At 72.3% G+C, this 15,833-nt stretch carries 15 protein-coding genes; 10 read left to right on the top strand and 5 right to left on the bottom strand.

The window, feature by feature from the left end; translation table 11 throughout:
• The first annotated feature begins 94 nt into the window (after window positions 1-94).
• A complete protein-coding gene (locus ACGFNN_RS29055) occupies window positions 95-925 on the top strand; it encodes a chaplin family protein (protein ID WP_393560290.1) in 831 nt (276 codons plus the stop codon).
• Window positions 926-1,063: 138 nt separating this feature from the next.
• Here ACGFNN_RS29055 and ACGFNN_RS29050 read toward each other — a convergent pair whose 3' ends face one another.
• Complete coding sequence (locus ACGFNN_RS29050; RefSeq protein ID WP_277334798.1) at window positions 1,064-1,252, bottom strand: DUF5703 family protein; 189 nt, start codon at window positions 1,250-1,252, stop codon at window positions 1,064-1,066.
• Window positions 1,253-1,299: 47 nt separating this feature from the next.
• Here ACGFNN_RS29050 and ACGFNN_RS29045 point away from each other — a divergent pair, with 47 nt between their 5' ends.
• Entirely contained in the window at window positions 1,300-1,962 is a 663-nt protein-coding gene (locus ACGFNN_RS29045; protein WP_393560288.1) for a hypothetical protein, read from the top strand.
• A 78-nt stretch (window positions 1,963-2,040) separates the two neighbouring features.
• Here the strand turns inward: ACGFNN_RS29045 and ACGFNN_RS29040 are convergent, their stop codons facing one another.
• Window positions 2,041-4,248, bottom strand: coding sequence for a helix-hairpin-helix domain-containing protein (locus ACGFNN_RS29040; protein ID WP_393560286.1), 2,208 nt, complete (start codon window positions 4,246-4,248; stop codon window positions 2,041-2,043).
• The gene (locus ACGFNN_RS29035; RefSeq protein WP_362555766.1) at window positions 4,245-5,228 is read right to left on the bottom strand and encodes an aldo/keto reductase; all 984 of its coding nucleotides are present in this window, start codon (window positions 5,226-5,228) and stop codon (window positions 4,245-4,247) included. Before ACGFNN_RS29035 ends, ACGFNN_RS29040 begins: the two co-directional genes overlap by 4 nt.
• Window positions 5,229-5,371: 143 nt before the next feature.
• Between ACGFNN_RS29035 and ACGFNN_RS29030 the strand changes: the two genes are divergently transcribed.
• Both ACGFNN_RS29030 and ACGFNN_RS29025 read left to right on the top strand, forming a co-directional pair.
• Complete coding sequence (locus tag ACGFNN_RS29030) at window positions 5,372-6,424, top strand: LLM class F420-dependent oxidoreductase (RefSeq protein WP_362671741.1); 1,053 nt, start codon at window positions 5,372-5,374, stop codon at window positions 6,422-6,424.
• A gap of 254 nt (window positions 6,425-6,678) precedes the next feature.
• Window positions 6,679-7,467 carry a ferritin-like domain-containing protein gene (locus ACGFNN_RS29025; protein WP_393560284.1) on the top strand — a complete coding sequence of 263 codons (789 nt, stop codon included), beginning with the start codon at window positions 6,679-6,681 and terminating at the stop codon, window positions 7,465-7,467.
• Between the two features lie 213 nt (window positions 7,468-7,680).
• Here the strand turns inward: ACGFNN_RS29025 and ACGFNN_RS29020 are convergent, their stop codons facing one another.
• Window positions 7,681-8,670 (bottom strand): magnesium and cobalt transport protein CorA, encoded by a 990-nt coding sequence (locus tag ACGFNN_RS29020; RefSeq protein ID WP_393560282.1) that lies wholly within the window; start codon window positions 8,668-8,670, stop codon window positions 7,681-7,683.
• 52 nt (window positions 8,671-8,722) lie between these two features.
• Between ACGFNN_RS29020 and ACGFNN_RS29015 the strand changes: the two genes are divergently transcribed.
• The 4 genes from ACGFNN_RS29015 (at window position 8,723) to mshC (ending at window position 12,323) form a co-directional block, all read left to right on the top strand.
• Complete coding sequence (locus ACGFNN_RS29015) at window positions 8,723-9,433, top strand: histidine phosphatase family protein (protein ID WP_393560280.1); 711 nt, start codon at window positions 8,723-8,725, stop codon at window positions 9,431-9,433.
• Window positions 9,434-9,538: 105 nt separating this feature from the next.
• The gene (locus ACGFNN_RS29010) at window positions 9,539-10,129 is read left to right on the top strand and encodes a DUF3090 domain-containing protein (protein ID WP_033304581.1); all 591 of its coding nucleotides are present in this window, start codon (window positions 9,539-9,541) and stop codon (window positions 10,127-10,129) included.
• Complete coding sequence (locus ACGFNN_RS29005; protein ID WP_393560278.1) at window positions 10,093-10,962, top strand: SCO1664 family protein; 870 nt, start codon at window positions 10,093-10,095, stop codon at window positions 10,960-10,962. The genes ACGFNN_RS29010 and ACGFNN_RS29005 overlap by 37 nt, the downstream gene beginning before the upstream one ends.
• Window positions 10,963-11,093: 131 nt before the next feature.
• Complete coding sequence (gene mshC, locus ACGFNN_RS29000; protein ID WP_393560276.1) at window positions 11,094-12,323, top strand: cysteine--1-D-myo-inosityl 2-amino-2-deoxy-alpha-D-glucopyranoside ligase; 1,230 nt, start codon at window positions 11,094-11,096, stop codon at window positions 12,321-12,323.
• Between the two features lie 123 nt (window positions 12,324-12,446).
• Here the strand turns inward: mshC and ACGFNN_RS28995 are convergent, their stop codons facing one another.
• On the bottom strand, window positions 12,447-13,472 hold the full coding sequence (locus tag ACGFNN_RS28995) for a PAC2 family protein (protein WP_393560274.1): 1,026 nt from the start codon (window positions 13,470-13,472) through the stop codon (window positions 12,447-12,449).
• Between the two features lie 229 nt (window positions 13,473-13,701).
• Between ACGFNN_RS28995 and ACGFNN_RS28990 the strand changes: the two genes are divergently transcribed.
• Both ACGFNN_RS28990 and ACGFNN_RS28985 read left to right on the top strand, forming a co-directional pair.
• Complete coding sequence (locus ACGFNN_RS28990) at window positions 13,702-15,024, top strand: enolase C-terminal domain-like protein (protein WP_393560272.1); 1,323 nt, start codon at window positions 13,702-13,704, stop codon at window positions 15,022-15,024.
• Window positions 15,024-15,812: an SDR family NAD(P)-dependent oxidoreductase gene (locus ACGFNN_RS28985; RefSeq protein ID WP_393560270.1), complete on the top strand. Its 789-nt coding sequence runs from the start codon at window positions 15,024-15,026 to the stop codon at window positions 15,810-15,812. The genes ACGFNN_RS28990 and ACGFNN_RS28985 overlap by 1 nt, the downstream gene beginning before the upstream one ends.
• Window positions 15,813-15,833 lie beyond the last annotated feature (21 nt).

The raw sequence follows: 15,833 nt of genomic DNA, 5'->3' as shown, positions 1-15,833 counted from the left end.
AGTGCGTGCCATGCACTCCGGGGCCGCTGGGCATTCCGCCCCGCGCACGTCTGCGACGGGGCATTTCGTCAGGCAGAAGGCAGGAAGACAACGTATGCGACAGGTCACACGCAAAGGCCTGATCACCATGGCGGCGGCGGGTGGAGTGCTCGCGCTCGGCAGCGGCTACGCACACGCCGACGCGGGTGCGGCGGGTACCGCCTCGGGTTCACCGGGTGTTCTCTCGGGGAACTCGATCCAGGTCCCGATCGACGTACCCGTCAACGTCTGCGGAAACTCCGTCGACGTCGGCGGTCTGCTCAATCCCACGAGCGGAAACGAGTGCGGAAACGGATCTTCGGACTCCGCTCACGCGCACGGCTCGGACGAAGGTTCCCGGTCCGGCCACGGCTCCCACGGCAGGTCCTCCGACCACGGCCGGGACGGCAAGGGCTCCGACGGCAAGGGCTCCGGTCACGGCCGGGACGGCAGGGGCTCCGGCCACGACGGCATGCGCGACGGCGGCATGCGTGACGGCGGCGAGGGGACGGGCAGGCACCGCGCGCCCGGCGCCTCGGCCCAGGCGGAGACCACCGGGTCCCCCGGCATCCTCTCCGGCAACCAGGTGCAGGCTCCGGTGGAGATCGCCCTGAACGTCTGTGGCAACAGCGTCACCGTGGGCGGACTGCTCAACCCGGTCTTCGGCAACTCCTGCGAGAACGGCACGGAGACGGCACCGCCTCCCGTCGTACCGCAGACTCCGCACGACCCGCAGGAGCCGGTCACGCCCCAGGAGCCCCCGGCTCCCGAGACCCAGCTGGTGGTGGGCGAGCAGCTCGCGCACACCGGTGGTGGCGGCCTCGACCTGCTCGTCCCGGCCGGTGCCGGTCTGCTGCTCGCGGGTGCGGGCACGGTCCTCTACCGGCGCTCGCGCAGCGCCGCGTAGCGCGGGTGACGCTCACCACGTTGTGACGCCCGGCACGGACGCCGCTCCCTCACGGGCGGACATCGCCTGCGGCGGTACGGGCAACGGCACGACACCCGTACGACGGGCGGGTTCCGCGGGTGCGGAACCCGCTCCGTCCTACCAGGTGGCGCGGATCTGGCGGATGATGCGGCGGCGCAGCCGCACCCGGCGGCTCCCGTCGAGACGCAGCGTCAGCCGGTCCAACTCCCAGTGGCCGTACTCGGCGTGGTCGGTCAGCAGTCGGGCCGCCTCTTTGCGGGAGACCCCGCGCGGCACGTACACATCGATGAATTCGTATTCCGGCATCGCATCTATTGTGCGGGCAGACCCCCGCTACGGATAGCGTCTGTCCCATGTCTGATGCTGCGCAGCCCACCGCTGCCGAGGTACGCGCCGCCGCCGATGCAGTCAAATCCGCGCTCGACCGCCACCTCCAGGCTGTCGAGCGCCGTACCGGGGACGACGACCCCGCCGTCTACGACGCGTTCAACGCACTTGCCGCCGCGGCCGAGGTCTACGACGAACTCCTCTACGACCGCTACGACGAGGTCACCCCCTTCGAGATCCCGGGCGCGGAGGACTCCCTCCCGCCCTACGAGGGCCCCGAGGAGCCTCACGCCGTGAGTGTGCTGATCAGGCGCGACTACGCCGTGGCGGAGCCGGCCCGGCTGCTCGCCCAGGCCCAGCGGCTCGCCGACCTCGACCCCGACGCGGCGGAGGCCGGCGTCCCCACGGTCGCCGACGGTGGTGTGCACGCCGCGCTCGGGGTGGTCTTCGGCGAGTACGAGGCGGACGAGATCGCCTCCCGGCACACGGAGTTCGGGCTGGAGGAGGGGGACTCCACCCTCTGGGTCTCCGCGATCGACGAGCTCCCCGATCCCGGGGACTGGCTCGGGTCACCGTTCGAGGACGCCGACGCCGCACTGGTCGTCTGCCGGTTCGACGTCAGCGCGGTCTTCGACGAGGAGGACGAGCCGGACGAGGACGCGGACGGTCCCGCCACGGGACGCGCCTGATCCCGAGCCGGCGCTCACCGCCCCGGCGGACCCGGCGTCGCACGCCGGGGTCCGCCGGGGCGGTTCCCGTTCACGGAGTCATGAGGCGTCCGGCGTGGGCAGGGCCTCCAGCAGGGGCCGCAGCCGGGTCGTCCGCTCCTGGGCCGGCACCTCCGCCACCGCGCGTGGCAGTGCCTGGTCCACACCGTGCACCACGGACAGGTGCCGCTCGCCCCGGCTGAATGCCGTGTACACCCAGGGCCTGCTCAGCCCCTGCGCGGCGTCACCCGGCAGCACGACGACGACGGCCGGCCAGCGCATCCCCGCCGCCTGATGGGCACTGAGCGCCCATCCATGGCGTACGGCGGTCTCCACCCGGTCCGGCGGCACGACGACCGGCGTGCCCGCGCAGTCCAGGCGCAGGCCCTCGGGACCGGCCGACACGACCGAGCCGGGCACCGCCCGGCCGGGGGCCGGCACATGGACCACGCGATCGCCGGGGTCGAAGCCGCCGAAGCGCCCCGGTCCCGGATTGAGACGCTGCTTCAGTGCCGCGTTGAGCGCGGAGGTGCCCGCGGAGCCGCCGTGTCCGACGGTGATCACCTGCGTGTCGCCGGACGGCACGCCCAGGGCGCGCGGCACCGAGTCGGCGACCAGCTGCACCGTGCGGTGCACCGCCTCACCGGCGTCACGGACGGGCACGATCACCACCTCCTTGCCGGGCGCCTCGACCTGCGCCAGCTCGCCGACGCCGATGCCGGAGACGAGCTCCCCGATCGGCCCCGGGTCCGGGGTCCGTGAGACCACGTGGGGGCAGGAGCGGGATCCGGCGACATCGGCGAACACCCGGCCCGCACCTGCCGAAGCGAGCACACCGGGATCACCGCTCAGGACCAGCCGTGTCCCGTCCGCGAGCGACTCCACCAGGATCGCCGCCGTCTCCACGTCGAGCTGCGGGGCGTCCAGCACGACCAGTACGTCGAGGGCGAGCGCTCCGTCGGCGTCCCGGCCGGGGCCCTCCTCCCCGGAGAGCAGGGCCGAGAGCGTGACGGCCGAGCGTGGTTCTCCGACCGTCTCCGCCAGCCTCCGCCGCCCGTCGGCGCTGTGCGTGGTGCCCAGGGCGCGCAGACCCAGGCCGTGCGCGGCCGCGATCAGCGCGGCGGGCTCGGCCCGGGCACTCTCCCCGCCGCTGTGGACGACCAGGCCGGCGGTCGCGGCGGCCCTGATCAGCTCGGCGGCCGAGGGGGTCGGTGCGGCCGCGGCGGCCTCCGTCCAGTCGGCGTCCTTCTCGCAGGAGTTCATCAGCCGGGCCAGACCGTCGGCCAGGCTCTCCTCGGCCAGGGCGTACCTGTCGAGGCCGAGCAGGACACGCGCCGGTTCGCCGTCGTCCTGCCGGCCGGCCGGGTCGTCGCCCTGTTCCTCCGGCTGTTCCCCGTCCCCGGGGTCCGCGGCGTCCGCACCGTCCTGGAAGACCAGGACCACGCCCTCGGCGACGGCCTGCCGGACGGCCTCACCCGGATCGGTCACCGCGAATCCCGACAGTGCCGTGCGCACCTCGTCCGCGTCGAGAGCGGTGTGGCCGCGCAGCGCGGCCCGCTCCAGCAGGTGCCCGACCAGGGCCGCCGTGCGCCGCTCGTCGTCGGGCCCGCACTCCGCCCCGAGCAGCGCCCGCGCGAAACCGTCGGCCTGCTCCGGCCGCACACCGGGCACCGACAGCAGCTGCCACGGGTCCGCACGCAGGGCGTCCGCCGCGCCCTCGCCGAGCGTGGCCGCCACCAGGTCCGCCAACGCCCCGGGAGCCCCGCCCTCGGCCAGCACGGCGGCGACGGCGGCAGCGGCCTCGGCGGAGGCGACGCGCGGGGCCGGGTGCACGGGGGCGGGGGAGGGACGGACGACGGGAGCGGCTGCCGCGCGGCGGGGGGCGGGTGCCTCCCGGGGGGAGTCGAAGAAGTCCGTACCCGGCTTCTCGCCGCTCTCGACCGCGCGTACGGCAGCGAGCAGGTCCGCCGCCGTGCCGCTCAGCTTCGTACCGGCGGCGATGGGGCCGTCCTTCTCAGCCTTGCGCTGCTCGATCCGCCGGCGGAGCTCACGCTGCGCCGCCAGCTCCGCCTCGGCCTCGGTGGGAGCGGCGGCCCCGTCGGAGCCCTCCCCGGTCTCCCGCGCCCCTTCCGCGCCGTCGTCCGCCCCCTGTGCGCCCCCCTCTTCGGGCGTACCGGGCGTGTCGTCGGCGTTCACGCCGCCGTCCTCGCCGGCCTCGTGGTCCTCGGCCGCGGGGTCCGGGGTCTCTCCCCGGGGGTGCGCAGTCACAGCGTGCTCCAGTCCTGGTCGGGATAGCGGTGCACGGGCGCCGAAACGTCGTCGAGCGCCTGGCAGATCTCGTCAGGAAGACTAAGCGTCTCCACTGACAACGCCTCCGTCAGCTGCTGCGCGTTGCGCGCGCCGACGACCGGGGCCGCCACCCCGGGACGGTCCCGCACCCAGGCGAGCGCGACCTGCAGCGGGGTCGTGGCGAGGCCGTCGGCCGCCGTGGCCACCGCGTCCACGATCCTGCTCGCGGCCTCGTCGAGGTACGGCTCGACGAACGGGGCCATGTGCTCGGAGGCACCCCGGGAGCCGGAGGGGGTGCCGGTGCGGTACTTGCCGGTCAGTACGCCCCTGCCCAGCGGGGAGGAGGGAAGCAGTCCCACCCCGAGGTCCAGTGCCGCCGGGAGCACCTCCCGCTCGACGCCCCGCTGCAACAGCGAGTACTCCATCTGCGTCGAGGCCAGGCGGGTGCGCGGCCCCGGCGCGGCCAGCTGCCAGGTGGCCGCCTTGGCCAGTTGCCATCCGCTGAAGCCGGACACCCCGGCGTACCGTACGCGCCCCGACGACACCGCCAGGTCCAGCGCCTGCAAGGTCTCCTCCAGCGGTGTCGCGGCGTCGAAGGCGTGGACCTGCCACAGGTCGACGTAGTCCGTCCCCAGCCGCCGCAGGGACGCGTCCAGGGCAGCCAGCAGGTGGCCGCGCGATCCGTCGAAGCGGCGGTAGGGGTCGGGCACGCTGCCGGCCTTGGTCGCCACGACCAGGTCCGCTCTCGGCACCAGGCTGTCCAGCATGCGCCCCAGTACGTACTCGGCCTCCCCGCCGCCGTACACGTCCGCGGTGTCGACGAGGGTGCCGCCCGCGTCCCAGAAGGCCTTCAGCTGATCGGCGGCGTCGTGCTCGTCCGTGTCCCGGCCCCAGGTGAGCGTGCCCAGCCCGATCCGCGACACACGAAGGCCGGTACGGCCGAGATGCCTCTGCTCCATGGGCGCTGAGATTACTGGCCAAGGCCCCACGGGGTGGAGCCCTGTGGACGACGTGCCACCCGGGGCGGGCCTGCCGCGTCCACGCGCTCCGCGCTAGAGTCCCCGGCACAGGAACGTTACTGATCAGTAGAGGGAGCGTGGGTATGCGACTCGGCATCAATCTCGGTTACTGGGGTGCGGGGATGGACGGTGACAACCTCGCCGTCGCCCAGGAGGCCGACCGGCTCGGTTACGACGTCTGCTGGGCGGCCGAGGCCTACGGCTCCGACGTTCCGACGGTGCTGGCCTGGGTCGCCGCCCGGACCGAGTCGATCGACGTCGGATCGGCCATCATGCAGATCCCGGCCCGTCAGCCCGCCATGACGGCGATGACGGCGGCCACCCTCGACTCGCTGTCCGGAGGCCGCTTCCGCCTCGGCCTCGGTGTCTCGGGACCGCAGGTATCCGAGGGCTGGTACGGGGTCAAGTTCGACAAGCCCCTCGCCCGTACCCGCGAATACGTCGAGATCGTGCGCAGGGCGATGTCCCGTGAGCGGCTGTCCTACGAGGGCGAGCACTGGACCCTCCCGCTGCCCGACGGACCCGGCAAGCCGATCAAGCTCACCGTCCACCCCCAGCGTGAACACATCCCCCTCTACATCGCCGCGATCGGCCCGAAGAACCTCGAGCAGACCGGTGAGATCGCCGACGGCGCCCTGCTGATCTTCCCGTCCGCCGACCACCTCCAGGAGACGGCGGTCCAGCACCTGCGGGCAGGCCGGGAGAAGGCGGGGCTGACCATGGACGGGTTCGACGTCTGCCCGACGCTGCCCCTGGCCGTGGGCGACGACATCAACGGCCTCGCCGACATGTTCCGCCCGTACACCGCGCTCTACGTCGGCGGCATGGGCAGCCGCAAGCAGAACTTCTACAACCAGCTCGCCCAGCGCATGGGGTACGAGAAGGAGGCCGCCGAGATCCAGGACAAGTACCTCTCCGGCGACAAGGCCGGCGCCGCGGCCGCCGTCCCTCACAAGCTGATCGACCAGACCACACTGCTCGGCTCGGTGGACCGGATCGCCGACCGGATGCAGGCCTACGCGGCCGCGGGTGTCACCACCCTGACGCTCGCCCCGGCCGGCTTCACCCTCGACGAGCGGCTCGCCGCGCTGCGCGCCGGGACCGAAGCCCTGGAGCGCTCCGGTCTCGCGGCCTGAACCACTGGCCGGGCACTCCCGGACAGCACTGCGGCCGTGGTGGGGGCTCGGGGCCCACCCCGCCACGGCCGTCGCAGGGAACAACGCGCCGCCCGGCACGCGGGTTACGCCCCGTCCCCCTCACGGGACGCCCCGGCAGGTCCGGCGGCCGTCCGGGCGCCCGTTCGGCCCTGCCCGGAGCCTCCCGTGTTGCCTACCGACCCGTACCGAATTTGACTGTGCCTCTGCGGACACCGGTGCGAAAGGTGGCAGTGATGCTCTCGGCAAAGAGTCTGTTCCAGGAGATCCTCGACAACGACGAGTCGTTCCGGCTGTTCTGCTCCATCGCCGCCGGCGGCGAGTCGCAGGGGGGCTGGGAGAACGGACGCATCGCCTCCCTCGTCCCTCCCGCCCTGAGCCAGCTGGCACCCAAGGTCGCCCGGCACGGCGCCGACGAGGACAAGCACGGCCGGATCTTCAACGCACTCCTGAAGCAGCGCGGACTCCAGCCCGTCTCCGTGCCGTACGAGACCGACTACACCCTGCTGCTGGAGCGCCGAGGCATCGGACTGGCCCACGACCGGCTCGGTCGCGAGGAGCCCCTCACCGAGCGGGACATCATCGTCTACCTGGCCCACAGCCGGGTCACCGAGCAGCGGGCCTCGGAACAGATGCGGCTCCTGCTCAGGCACTTCGCCGAGCATCCGGTCCTGGGCCGTGCGGTCAGGATGATCTCGCGCGACGAGGACAGCCATCTCGCCTACTGCCACGAGGAACTCCTCCGCTTCGCACGGGCCGGGCACGGCCGGACCATCCAGTCCGTCCTGCGGGAGTGCGCCCAGGCCGAGATCCGCGTCTACCGCGACGTCAGCCTCGCCGTGATGAGCCACATGGGCACCGTCCTGCGCTGGCCCCGCGCGAAGGCCGCCGTCCTGGCCGCGGGCATCCACGCCATGTACGCGTACGAGCGCCTGGTGGGATGGAGGCGCATGGTGAGTCTGCGGCAGCCCGCCCTGCGCGACGCGCTGGGCGGTCCGCCGGCACCGGAGACCGAGTACGCCTGAGGCCGGCGGCTAGGGCGTGCTTCGAAAGTCCCGTCTGTCTGGCGGCGTCTGGCACGCACTCCCCCAGACTTCGTCCGGGGGTGCCCCCACGCCGCGTTGTCGGGATCGCCCCGATACGCCCAGTATCGGGGCGACCCTCCGCCTTGCGATCGCACGCACCAGACGCCGCCAGGCCCGCCCTGCGGGCGGGCGACGCTACTTTCGAAACACGCCCTACATCCAGCCGCGGTTCTTGAACAGGCGGTACAGGCCGGCGACCGCGACGCCCATCAGCACGATCACCGCCGGATAGGTCCACTCGAGGTCGAGCTCGGGCATGTGGCTGAAGTTCATCCCGTAGATCCCGGCCACCATGGTCGGGACTGCGGCCATGGCCGCCCACGCGGAGATCTTCCGCATGTCGTCGTTCTGCCGTACACCCACCTGCGCCAGATGGGCCGCCAGGATGTCCGAGAGCAGCCGGTCGAGCCCCTCGACATGCTCGACCGCACGCGTCAGGTGGTCGTTGACGTCCCGGAAGAAGGGCTGCGAGCCGGTGTCGACGAAGGGCACCCCCGCGCCCGAAAGCCGCGTCATCGGCGTGACCAGGGGATTGGTGGCGCGACGGAACTCGAGCACCTGCCGCTTGAAGGTGTAGATCGCGGCCGCCGTGTTCTTGGTGTCCCGGGACCTGCCCTGCGGGGCGAAGACCTGGGCCTCCAGCTCCTCCAGGTCCACCTGCAGCTCCGCGGCGACCTCGATGTAGTGGTCCACGACCGCGTCGCTCACCGCGTACAGGACCGATGTCGGCCCGTGCCTGAGGACTTCGGGCTCCGCCTCCAGCCGGCGCCGTACCGCCGCCAGCGGGGCGCCCTCGCCGTGCCGCACGGTCACCACGAAGGAGTCCCCTATGAAGAGCATCAGCTCTCCCGCGCTCACGGTGTCGCTGCGCTGCTCGTAGACCACCGGCTTGATGACGACGAACAGGGAGTCGTCGTAGATCTCCAGCTTCGGCCGCTGGTGCGCGCGCAGGGCGTCCTCCACCGCCAGCGGGTGCAGCCCGAACTCGCTGCTGACGAGGTCGAACTCCTTCTCCGTCGGTTCGTGCAGACCGATCCATACGAAGGCGTCCCCCGCGGTCCGTGCCTCACCGAGGGCGTCGGAGAGGTCGGCGGGGCCTTCGGTCCGGCGCCCGTCCCGGTAGATTCCGCAGTCGACGATCATCCGCGCATTCTTCCCTGCCAGGAAGGGTTCACGCACCTCTACGCTGGCAGGTATGCCCACGCTCATCCTTGTACGTCACGGACGCTCGACCGCCAACACCTCCGGAGTGCTCGCGGGCCGGACCCCCGGCGTCTCCCTCGACGAACGCGGTGCCGCGCAGGCGGCCGCGCTGCCCGGACGGCTGTCGGCGCTCACCCTCGCCGCAGCGGTCAGCAGCCCCCTCCAGCGCTGCCGCGAGACCCTCCAGCCGCTCCTGGACGCCCGTCCGGACCTCCCGCTGCACACCGAGGACCGGATCAGCGAGTGCGACTACGGGGACTGGTCGGGACGCAAGCTCGCCGAGCTCTCCGACGAGCCGCTCATGAAGGTCGTCCAGCAGCACCCCTCGGCCGCGGTCTTCCCCGGCGGCGAGTCCATGCGCGCCATGCAGGCACGGGCGGTCGAGGCGGTACGGGAGTGGAACGACAGGATCGGGGCGGAGCACGGGGACGACGCCACGTACGTCATGTGCTCGCACGGCGACATCATCAAGGCGATCGTCGCCGACGCGCTCGGCATGCACCTCGACCTCTTCCAGCGCGTCCAGGCGGACCCGTGCTCGGTCACCGCCATCCGTTACACGGCGCTGCGCCCCTTCCTCCTGCGCCTCGGCGACACCGGTGACTTCGCCTCCCTGGCGCCGCGCGAGCGACCCGCCGGGGCGGACGCGGCCACCGCCCCGGCGACGGACGCGGCCGTGGGGGGCGGCGCTGGGGCGCCGTGATCGCTCAGCGCAGTAGGGTGGACGCGCCGTAGAGGCCCCGCGGGACACCCCGTGGTGCCCCGGGGCCGCCCCATCCGCCCACACTTCTCTCAAGGGAGACAGGACGTGTCACGTCAGGTGTTCCTCTACGACCCGCCGGACCGCTTCGTGGCCGGCACGGTCGGGCTGCCTGGCCGCCGTACGTTTTTCCTGCAGGCATCCTCGCGCGGACGGGTCACGAGCGTGGCCCTGGAGAAGACCCAGGTCGCCGCGCTGGCCGAACGGATCGACGAGCTCCTCGACGAGGTCGTCCGGCGGACCGGCGGCAATTCACCGGTCCCCGCGGTGGCGCCCATGGACGTCACCGACACCGCGCCCCTCGACGCCCCCGTCGAGGAGGAGTTCAGGGTCGGCACGATGGCCCTCGCGTGGGACGGCGAGGAACAGCGCATGATCGTCGAGGCGCAGGCGCTCGTCGAGCTGGACGCGGACTCCGAGGACGACCTCGCGGAGGCCGAGGAAAGGCTTCTGCAGGACGAGGAGAACGGCCCGCCCATGCTGCGCGTCCGGCTCAGCGGCGCCCAGGCCCGTGCCTTCGCCAAGCGAGCCCTCGACGTCGTCAACGCGGGTCGTCCCCCGTGCCCGCTGTGCAGCCTGCCCCTCGACCCGGAAGGACACGTATGTCCGCGCCAGAACGGATACCGTCGCGGGGCCTGACGGAGGCCGCGCTGCGCACCCTGCTGGCCGAGGGCGAACTGACCGTTCTCGGCCGAGTCCGGGGTGCCTCCAACGCGGTGCTTTACTGCACGGTCGCGTACGAGGGCGAGGAACGCACCTGCGTCTACAAGCCGGTCGCGGGCGAGCAGCCCCTGTGGGACTTCCCCGACGGCACACTCGCCCAGCGTGAGGTCGCGGCGTACGAGATCTCCGAGGCCACCGGCTGGGGGCTCGTGCCCCCGACCGTGCTCCGGGAGGGACCCTACGGCCAGGGCATGTGCCAGCTGTGGATCGAGGCCGAACCCGAGGAGCCCGCGGAGGACTCCGAGGAGGAGGACTCCGACGGGCTGGGGCCGCTGCTCGGGCTCGTCGAGGCCGAGGAGCCGGGAGAGGGCTGGAAGGCCGTCGGTCTCGCGGATGTGGGGGAGGGGCGGACCGCCCTGCTGGTGCACGCCGACGACCCCCGGCTGCGCAGACTCGCGGTACTCGACGCCGTGATCAACAACGGCGACCGCAAGGGCGGGCACCTGCTGCCCGCACCGGACGGGCGGTTGTTCGGCATCGACCACGGGGTCACCTTCAACGTGGACGACAAGCTGCGGACGCTGCTCTGGGGGTGGGCGGGCGAGCCGCTCACCCAGGAGGCGACCGAGGTCCTCGACACCCTCCTCGCCGGTCTCGCCCCGGGGGCGGTGCTCGCCACCCGCTTGGGCGAACTGATCACGGAGACGGAACTCGACGCCCTGCGCGGACGCGTGGAGAGCCTCCGGAAGTCCGGCCACCACCCCCGGCCGAGCGGGGAGTGGCCGCCGATCCCCTGGCCCCCCGTGTAGGCGCCTGCTGCCCGCCTCGCCCCCTGCGCGAGGGGCGCAGCACGGCTTCCGCCCGTACGCAAGAGCGCCTCGTCGGCCAGGATCAGGCATCCGGTTCGTATCCGGAAGCATCGTCCGGTTACGCTCGTGACATGCATGCCTGGCCCGCTTCTGAGGTCCCCGCCCTGCCTGGCAAGGGCCGCGACCTTCGGATCCACGACACCGCGACCGGCGGACGGATCACCCTTGACCCCGGTCCCGTCGCCCGCATCTACGTCTGCGGCATCACGCCGTACGACGCGACCCACATGGGTCATGCGGCGACCTACAACGCGTTCGACCTCGTCCAGCGCGTGTGGCTCGACACCAAGCGGCAGGTTCACTACGTCCAGAACGTGACCGACGTGGATGATCCTCTGCTGGAGCGGGCCGTGCGCGACGGCGAGGACTGGACCGCGCTCGCGGAGCGCGAGACGGCGCTCTTCCGGGAGGACATGACGGCCCTGCGCATGCTCCCCCCGAAGCACTACATCGGTGCCGTGGAGGCGATACCGGGCATCGTCCCGCTCGTCGAGCGCCTGCGTGACGCCGGCGCCGCCTACGAGCTCGACGGCGACGTGTACTTCTCCGTGGACTGCGACCCGCACTTCGGGGAGGTCTCGGGGCTCGACGCCGACGCCATGCGGCTGCTCTCAGCCGAGCGCGGCGGAGACCCGGAGCGCCCCGGCAAGAAGAACCCGCTCGACCCGATGCTCTGGATGTCCGCCCGTGAGGGCGAGCCGAGCTGGGACGGCGGCAGCCTCGGCCCGGGCCGGCCCGGCTGGCACATCGAGTGCGTCGCCATCGCCCTGGACCACCTGGGGATGGGCTTCGACGTCCAGGGCGGCGGCTCGGACCTCGCCTTCCCCCACCACGAGATGGGCGCCTCCCACGCGCAGGCGCTCACCGGCGAACACCCCTTCGCGCGGGCCTACGTGCACGCCGGCATGGTGGGGCTCGACGGCGAGAAGATGTCCAAGTCCAAGGGCAACCTCGTCTTCGTGTCGGCGCTGCGCCGGGACGCCGTGGACCCCGCGGCCATCAGGCTCGCGCTGCTCGCGAACCACTACCGGGCCGACTGGGAGTGGACCGACCAGGTCCTCGCGGACGCCGTCGAGCGTCTCGCCCGGTGGCGTGCGGCCGTCTCCAGGCCGGACGGTCCTTCCGCCGACGCGGTGGTCGAACAGGTACGCGAGGCGCTTGCGGACGACCTGGACAGCCCGGCGGCGCTCGCCGCGATCGACGCGTGGGCCGCACTGCAGAGCGCGGACGGCGGTACGGACGAGGGCGCGCCCGGTCTCGTGTCGCGCACCGTGGACGCCCTGCTGGGCGTCGCGCTGTAGCGCTCACAGAGCCCGCACTCGGACGGCCCCGGGCCTGCGATCTCTCGCAGGTCCGGGGCCGTCCGCGTGCCTGATGGCTGTCCCGCAATCCCTGGCGGGCGCGGATTGCGGGACAGTCCTTGGTCAGCCGTCCGAGGAGTCCTCGTCCGGGCCGGTGGGCGGATCCTCGGGCGGCTGCTGCCCCCCGTCCTCCTCCTTCGGACGGCCCTTCTCCGGCCGCTGCGGCTTCGGCGGCCTGGTCCGGCCCCCTGAGGTGTCCCGCAGATAGGGCGCGTCGCCGCTCTCCGTCGCGTGACCGCCCGGACCGCCGACGTCCCTGCGCCGCAGATAACGCTCGAACTCCCGGGCGATCGCCTCTCCGGACGCCTCGGGGAGCTCGGCGGTGTCCCTGGCCTCCTCCAGCGTCTGGACGTACTCCGCGACCTCACTGTCCTCGGCGGCCAGCTGGTCGACGCCCACCTGCCAGGCGCGCGCGTCCTCGGGAAGCTCGCCCAGCGGGATCCGCAGCCCGAGCAGGTCCTCGAGACGGTTCAGCAGTGCCAGAGTCGCCTTGGGGTTGGGCGGCTGCGACACGTAGTGCGGAACGGCGGCCCAGAGGCTCACCGCGGGGACCCCGGCATGGGTGCAGGCCTCCTGCAGGATGCCCACGATGCCGGTCGGGCCCTCGTAACGGGTCTCCTCCAGGTCCATGGTCCTCGCGAGATCCGGATCCGAGGTGACCCCGCTGACCGGTACCGGCCTGGTGTGCGGGGTGTCGCCGAGCAGTGCTCCCAGGATGACGATCATCTCGACGCCCAGCTCGTGGGCGAAACCGAGGATCTCGTTGCAGTACGACCGCCAGCGCATGGAGGGTTCGATGCCGCGGATGAGCACCAGGTCCCGGGGCTTGTCGCCGCCGACCCGGATCACGGACAGGCGCGTGGTGGGCCAGGTGATCTTCCGTGTCCCGCCGTCCATCCACACGGTGGGCCGGTTGACCTGGAAGTCGTAGTAGTCCTCGGCGTCGAGCGCCGCGAACACCTCGCCCTTCCACTCCCGGTCCAGATGCGCGACCGCTGTGGAGGCGGCGTCACCGGCATCGTTCCAGCCCTCGAACGCGGCCACCATGACCGGGTCGATCAGCTCGGGTACCCCCTCGAGCTCGATCACCCAGGCCTCCTTCCGAAGTTCCCTTGTGTACGGACCAACCTTACGGCTTTCCCCTTGCTCCGACGCAGTCCGTTTGCATGCGGGGACGAACCGTGCCGCCCCTTGATTCATCCGAGCTGTACCGGTCGAAAGTGATCAATTTTCATCCGGACCCTGGACCGGGGCGCACTGTTGGAGTTATACATCGGATGACCGCTGAGAGATCCGATGTTATTCCCTGGGGGCGCACATGAATCTGACCGTCACGGATCTCGAGGTCGAGGACATCCGGTTCCCCACCTCGGAGCAGCTGGACGGCTCGGACGCGATGAACCCCGACCCCGACTACTCGGCCGCATACGTGATCCTGCGGACCCAGGGCGGCCCGGACGCGGAGGGCCACGGATTCTGCTTCACCATCGGCCGCGGCAACGATGTCATGGCCGCCGCCGTCGAGGCGCTCCGGCCCTTCGTGGTTGACCGCCCCGTCCCGCGCACGGCCGCGGACCTCGCCGACCTCCACCGCGCCCTCACGCACGACTCGCAACTGCGCTGGCTCGGCCCTGAGAAGGGCGTGATGCACATGGCCGCGGGGGCGGTCGTCAACGCGGCCTGGGACCTCGCGGCGAAGCTGGCCGGCAAGCCCGTATGGCGGTTCCTCGCGGAGATGACCCCGCAGGAGCTCGTCTCCCTCGTCGACTTCCGCCACCTCACGGACGCCCTCACCCCCGAGGAGGCGCTCGCCATCCTCCGCGCCGCGGAGCCGGGCCGTGCGGAGCGCACCGAGCTCCTGCTCGCCGAGGGATTCCCGGCGTACACCACGACACCGGGCTGGCTCGGTTACGACGACGAGAAGCTCGTACGGCTCTCCAAGGAGGCCGTGGCCGACGGCTTCACCCAGATCAAGCTGAAGGTCGGAGCCGATCCGGACGAGGACGCCCGCAGGCTCTCCCTGGCACGCCAGGCGGTCGGACCGGACATCCGGATCGCCGTCGACGCCAACCAGCGCTGGGACGTGGCCGAGGCCGTGGACCGGATGAACGCCCTCGCCCCGTACGACCCGTACTGGATCGAGGAGCCGACCAGCCCCGACGACGTCCTCGGCCACGCGGCCGTCCGCGCCGGACAGCCCGTCAAGGTCGCCACCGGTGAACACGTCGCCAACCGGATCGTGTTCAAGCAACTGCTGCAGGCCGAGGCCGTGGACTTCGTGCAGATCGACGCCGCACGCGTAGCGGGGGTGAACGAGAACCTCGCGATCCTGCTGCTCGCCGCGAAGTACGGCGTCCCGGTCTGCCCGCACGCCGGTGGCGTCGGCCTGTGCGAACTCGTGCAGCACCTCTCGATGTTCGACTACGTCGCGGTCTCCGGAAGCCTGGAGAACCGGGTCATCGAGTACGTCGACCACCTCCACGAACACTTCGCCGACCCGGCCGTCGTCGAAGCGGGCCGCTACGTCGCACCGCGTGTGCCCGGGTTCTCGGCCCGCATGCTGCCGGACTCGATCGCCGAACACCGCTACCCGCAGGGCCCCGTATGGCAGGCCCGCCGCACCTCGGAGGAGACCGACTGATGACCGGTACGCAGGATTTCGACGGACTGTCCGCGCTGGTGACCGGCGGCGCGTCCGGCATCGGGGCCGCCGTGGCTGCGGCGCTGCTCGCCCGGGGGGCACGGGTGGCGGTGCTCGACCTGGACCCGAAGGGGGCACCCGAGGGCGCGCTCGGCATCGAGGCCGACGTGACGGACGACGAGGCCGTACGGAACGCGGTCGACCGGGCCGCCGCGGAACTGGGCGGCCTGCACACCCTCGTGTCCAACGCCGGGACCGGATCGATCGGCACGGTCGAGGACAACACCGACGCCGAGTGGGCGCGCGTGCTGGACATCAACGTGCTCGGCATGGTCCGCACCGCGCGCCACGCCCTGCCGCATCTCCGGCGGGCCGCCGCCGCGCGCCCGGGCGCCGTGTCGATCACCCAGACCTGCTCCATAGCCGCCACCGCGGGTCTCCCGCAACGCGCGCTCTACAGCGCCAGCAAGGGGGCGGTGCTCTCCCTCACCCTGGCCATGGCCGCCGACCACGTCCGGGAGGGGATCAGGGTCAACTGCGTCAACCCCGGCACCGTCGACACCCCCTGGATCGGCCGGCTGCTCGGGCAGGCGGAGGACCCGGTGGCGGAGCGCGCCGCGCTCGGCGCCCGGCAGCCGCTCGGACGCCTGGTGTCCGCCGAAGAAGTGGCCGCGGCCGTCGTCTACCTCGCGAGCCCGGCGTCCGCCTCCGTCACGGGCACCGCGCTCGCGGTCGACGGGGGGATGCAGGGGCTGCGTCTACGGCCCGTCGAGGTCCCGCGGGGCTGAGCCGCGCGCGGTGCCCCGCCG

The organism is Streptomyces sp. NPDC048590, assembly GCF_043199535.1.
Taxonomy (GTDB): Bacteria; Actinomycetota; Actinomycetes; order Streptomycetales; family Streptomycetaceae; genus Streptomyces.
This window is presented reverse-complemented; position numbering and strand designations above follow the sequence as displayed.

What these genes read in the sequence shown, in the direction of transcription:
- ACGFNN_RS29055 (WP_393560290.1), top strand. Translation starts at nt 95, where the DNA reads ATGCGACAGGTCACACGCAAAGGCCTGATCACCATGGCGGCGGCGGGT.
- ACGFNN_RS29050 (WP_277334798.1), bottom strand. Translation starts at nt 1,252, where the DNA reads ATGCCGGAATACGAATTCATCGATGTGTACGTGCCGCGCGGGGTCTCC.
- ACGFNN_RS29045 (WP_393560288.1), top strand. Translation starts at nt 1,300, where the DNA reads ATGTCTGATGCTGCGCAGCCCACCGCTGCCGAGGTACGCGCCGCCGCC.
- ACGFNN_RS29035 (WP_362555766.1), bottom strand. Translation starts at nt 5,228, where the DNA reads ATGGAGCAGAGGCATCTCGGCCGTACCGGCCTTCGTGTGTCGCGGATC.
- ACGFNN_RS29030 (WP_362671741.1), top strand. Translation starts at nt 5,372, where the DNA reads ATGCGACTCGGCATCAATCTCGGTTACTGGGGTGCGGGGATGGACGGT.
- ACGFNN_RS29025 (WP_393560284.1), top strand. Translation starts at nt 6,679, where the DNA reads ATGCTCTCGGCAAAGAGTCTGTTCCAGGAGATCCTCGACAACGACGAG.
- ACGFNN_RS29020 (WP_393560282.1), bottom strand. Translation starts at nt 8,670, where the DNA reads ATGATCGTCGACTGCGGAATCTACCGGGACGGGCGCCGGACCGAAGGC.
- ACGFNN_RS29015 (WP_393560280.1), top strand. Translation starts at nt 8,723, where the DNA reads ATGCCCACGCTCATCCTTGTACGTCACGGACGCTCGACCGCCAACACC.
- ACGFNN_RS29005 (WP_393560278.1), top strand. Translation starts at nt 10,093, where the DNA reads ATGTCCGCGCCAGAACGGATACCGTCGCGGGGCCTGACGGAGGCCGCG.
- mshC (WP_393560276.1), top strand. Translation starts at nt 11,094, where the DNA reads ATGCATGCCTGGCCCGCTTCTGAGGTCCCCGCCCTGCCTGGCAAGGGC.
- ACGFNN_RS28990 (WP_393560272.1), top strand. Translation starts at nt 13,702, where the DNA reads ATGAATCTGACCGTCACGGATCTCGAGGTCGAGGACATCCGGTTCCCC.
- ACGFNN_RS28985 (WP_393560270.1), top strand. Translation starts at nt 15,024, where the DNA reads ATGACCGGTACGCAGGATTTCGACGGACTGTCCGCGCTGGTGACCGGC.